General features: G+C 67.3%; 3 protein-coding genes, 2 tRNA genes and 1 pseudogene. 2 read left to right on the top strand and 4 right to left on the bottom strand.

Going from position 1 to position 3,872, the window contains the following annotated elements:
* The 4 genes from DD1DGNOD_RS08355 to DD1DGNOD_RS08340 form a co-directional block, all read right to left on the bottom strand.
* The coding region (locus DD1DGNOD_RS08355) for an ATP-dependent Clp protease proteolytic subunit (protein WP_131769830.1) at positions 1-549 on the bottom strand (549 nt) is incomplete at its 3' end.
* A 147-nt stretch (positions 550-696) separates the two neighbouring features.
* Positions 697-1,332 carry an ATP-dependent Clp protease proteolytic subunit gene (locus tag DD1DGNOD_RS08350; RefSeq protein WP_131765988.1) on the bottom strand — a complete coding sequence of 212 codons (636 nt, stop codon included), beginning with the start codon at positions 1,330-1,332 and terminating at the stop codon, positions 697-699.
* Between the two features lie 253 nt (positions 1,333-1,585).
* Positions 1,586-3,097, bottom strand: a complete 1,512-nt coding sequence (gene tig, locus DD1DGNOD_RS08345; protein WP_131765987.1) for a trigger factor — start codon at positions 3,095-3,097, stop codon at positions 1,586-1,588.
* A 56-nt stretch (positions 3,098-3,153) separates the two neighbouring features.
* Positions 3,154-3,226: transfer RNA gene (locus DD1DGNOD_RS08340), tRNA-Pro, on the bottom strand.
* A gap of 46 nt (positions 3,227-3,272) precedes the next feature.
* Here DD1DGNOD_RS08340 and DD1DGNOD_RS08335 point away from each other — a divergent pair.
* A tRNA-Gly gene (locus tag DD1DGNOD_RS08335) sits at positions 3,273-3,346 on the top strand.
* A gap of 23 nt (positions 3,347-3,369) precedes the next feature.
* Positions 3,370-3,872, top strand: a pseudogene (locus DD1DGNOD_RS29065) (ATP-binding cassette domain-containing protein); the annotation flags it as partial.

Below are 3,872 nucleotides of genomic sequence, written 5' to 3'. Positions count from 1 at the left end.
GCGGATCTCCTCCTCGGTGTGGCCGGTGTGCCGGGCGAGCATCCGCTCCAGCAACGAGCGCATCCGCAGGATCTCCCGCGCCTGGATCTCGATGTCGCTGGACTGGCCCTCACCCTGCCCGGACGGCTGGTGCACCAGGATGCGGCTGTTTTCCAGCCCGAAGCGCTTGCCGGGAGTGCCGGCGGTGAGCAGCACCGCCGCGGCCGAGGCCGCCTGCCCCATGCAGATCGTCTGGATGTCGGGCCGGACGAACTGCATCGTGTCGTAGATGGCCGTCAACGAGGTGAAGGACCCGCCCGGCGAATTGATGTAGATCGAAATATCGCGATCGGGATCCTCGGACTCCAGGAACAGAAGCTGCGCCATCACGTCGTTGGCGGACGTGTCATCGATCGGCACACCCAGGAAGATGATGCGCTCACGCAGGAGCTTCTCGTACGGATCGAGAGCGATCTCGCCGCGGCTGGTCTTTTCGATGACCCGCGGAAGGACGTATCGGCTGACGGGCTGGCGGCTGTTCCCGCCCTGACCGGTGATCGGCTGGTTCATGTCTGGGTGCCTCCGCGACGGCTTGTGATGATCGGTGGCCGATGTCGACGGTGCGGGCCAAGCGTCCCGCGCTCTTCGGGCCAGTCCGGTGGATAGCGGTCGATTCGCACGATTGAAGATCCACCAGACCGGCCCCAGCTCGACTGGCTAGCTGACCGAGCTCTCGCTGGGAACCTGGCGGGCCTGCGAGACGACATGGTCGACGAACCCGTAGTCCCTGGCCTCCTCGGCCGTGAACCAACGATCGCGGTCGGAGTCCCGCTCGATCTGCTCGATGGGCTGGCCGGTGTGGAACGCGATCCGCTCCTGCATCGTCCGCTTGGTGTAGAGCATCTGCTCGGCCTGGATCGCGATGTCGGAGGCGGTACCGCCGATACCACCGGAGGGCTGGTGCATCATGATCTTTGTGTGCGGAAGCGAGTAGCGCTTGCCCGCCGCGCCTGCGCACAGGAGGAACTGGCCCATCGATGCGGCGAGACCGAGAGCCACCGTCGCAACGTCGTTTTCGACGTACTGCATGGTGTCGTAGATCGCCATGCCGGCACTGACCGAACCACCGGGAGAATTGATGTACAGGAAGATGTCCCGATTCGGATCCTCGGCGTTGAGCAGCAGCAGCTGGGCGCAGATCGTGTTGGCGATCTGGTCCTCGACCACCGAACCCAGGAAAATGATCCGTTCGCGCAGCAGACGGTTGAAGACCTGCTCGTCGAAACCGACCCCACCCTGCCCCGGCGAGCGCAGCTGCGGGACGGCCAAACTCGGGGCTGCGATATCACTCACGGTTAGCTCCTCGGCTTCCTCGCACTGGCTGCGGTTGATCTGACCGGCTCGACACTATCTGTGACCCGCGGCGGTTCCGGGAGTTCATGCTCGATGTTCGCGCTAGGCGTGAGGATGAGCCAGTCCGAAATCGTCTTAATTCGGACATTCAGGTGTAATACGAATGCCGGTCAGGTGGATGTCGGGTGGATGAGGACCCGGGCGGCCGCCCGGAAGATCCTCATCCACCCGACGACGGTGGGTGCCGGTGTGGTCAGGCGTTGGGCGCGGGATTGACCGAAACGTCGCCGGCCACCACGTCGCTGCCGTCGGTGTCAGTGGCGGTGTCGCTCGCGGCGGCACCGCGGGCGTCGCTGCCGCCGGCATCGGCGGATGCCGCCACCGCGCCCTCTTCGACCCCCTCGGCCTCATCATCGACCTCGGCATCATCGGCCTCGGCCGCCGGTTCCGGCCGGCGAGGCAGTGCCAGCTCCACCGCGTTACCCTCGGCGTCGACGACCTTCACCTGCTCCAGCAGGAAGTTGAGGGCCTTGCCGCGCAGGGTGTCCGCCATGATCGAGGCGAGCCCCTCGCCCTGGGAGATCTGCTGGGCAAAGACCTCCGGACTCAGGCCCGCGCGCTGCGCCCGGCCGATCACCTGCTCCATCAGCTCGCCCTGTTCGACACCGATCTGCTCGGCGTTGATCACGGCATCCAGGATGAACTGGGACCGCAACGCCTTTGCGGCCAGCCGCCGCAACTCGTCGCGGTATTCCTGCTCGGTCTGGCCGAGCGACTCCAGATAGGAGTCACGGTCGAGGCCCAGCCGCTCGAGCTCGTGGAAGAGACGGTGCTCACGGGCCTCGACCTCGCTGTCGAGGACCGATTCCGGTACCGGCACGTCGATCCGCTCGATCAGGCTGTCGAGGATGTGCTCCCGTGCCTGATTGAACTGGTTGAGCCTGGCGCCCCGGTCAAGGCGCTCACGGACGTCCTCGAGCAGCTCCTCCAGCGAGTCGAATTCGCTGGCGGTTGTCGCGAAGTCGTCGTCCAGCTCAGGAAGCTCACGCTCCTTGACGCCACGGATGGTTACCGTGACCTCGGTTGAGCTCCCGGCGTACTCACCGGCGAGCAGCTCGGTCTGGAACGTCCGGCTCTCGCCCTCGGACGCGCCGGTCACCGCCTCGTCAAGACCGTCGACGAGATCGCCGCTCCCGACCTCGTACGACATGCCGGTAGCGTCGGCACCCTCGACGGCCTCACCCTCGACGGTCGCGGACAGGTCGAGCGAGATGAAATCACCGGCCTGTACCGGACGCTCCACGGGCTTGAGGACGGCGAACCGCTCCCGCAGCGTCGTCAGCTGGGACTGGAGCTGCTCCTCGGTGACCTCGGTCGCATCGACGGTGACCTCGAGACCGTCGTAGTCGGGCAGGGCGATGTCCGGCCGGACGTCCACCTCAGCGGTGAACACCAGCGGGGCACCGTCGGAGAACGAGCTGATGCCCACTTCGGGAGGCGACAGGACGTCGACCTCCTCCTGGCGCACGGCGTCGGTGTAGAACCGGGGCAGGGCGCTGTTGATGGCCTCCTCGAGGATCGTCCCCCGTCCGAGACGCTGGTCGAGGATGCGCGGAGGCACCTTGCCCGGCCGGAAGCCGGAAACCCGGACGTCCCGCGCGAGTTTGCGGTAGGCGGCGTCGACAGACGGCTTGAGCTCGTCGAAGGGCACCTCGACGGTCAGCTTGACCCGGGTGGGGCTAAGGGTTTCCTTAGTGGCCTTCACGGCGCGGCTAACTCCTGATGCGGCGGTGGATCGGATGGACGCGCCGAGATTACCGGTCGGGGCGGGGAGACTCGAACTCCCGATCTCCTGCACCCAAAGCAGGCGCGCTAGCCACTACGCTACGCCCCGTGGCGTTGCTCCTCCATCCTACGGGGTAGAGTCTCTACGACGCCTCGCGGGTGTAGCTCAATGGCAGAGCCCCAGCCTTCCAAGCTGGCCATGCCGGTTCGATCCCGGTCACCCGCTCCACAGTGCCGGTAGCGTTCATGTCCGTGAGCGCTACCCTCGTCGCCAAAGGCCTGGCCGCCGGATACGGCGGACGGCAGCTGTTCAGCCAGCTGGATCTCGTCCTTGGCCCGGGTGAGGTCATCGGGCTGGTCGGCGCGAACGGTGCGGGCAAGTCCACGTTGCTCCGCCTGCTGGCGGGCCTGACCGCTCCTGCGCACGGCACGGTGCGGCTACGCCCGCCGACGGCGTCGGTGGGCTACCTCGCGCAGGAACCCGACCGGCGTCCCGGTGAGACGGTGCACGGTTTCCTCGCCCGGCGCACCGGCGTTGCGCAGGCCCAGCGCCGGCTCGACGACGTCTCCGACGCGCTGTCCCGGCAGGAGTCCGGCTCGGACGACGGCTACGCGGAGGCGCTGGAACACTGGCTGGCCCTGGGTGCCGCCGACTTCGACGAGCGCGCAGCGGCGGTGGCAGCCGACATCGGGCTCGCGATCGACCTGGACGCCCGGATGACCGCGCTGTCGGGCGGCCAGGCGGCCCGGGCGGG

Source organism: Candidatus Protofrankia californiensis (genome assembly GCF_900634765.1).
GTDB classification, from domain to species: Bacteria; Actinomycetota; Actinomycetes; order Frankiales; family Frankiaceae; genus Protofrankia; species Protofrankia californiensis.
Note: the sequence above shows the minus strand (reverse complement) of the source record. Positions and strands in the feature narration are given on the sequence as shown.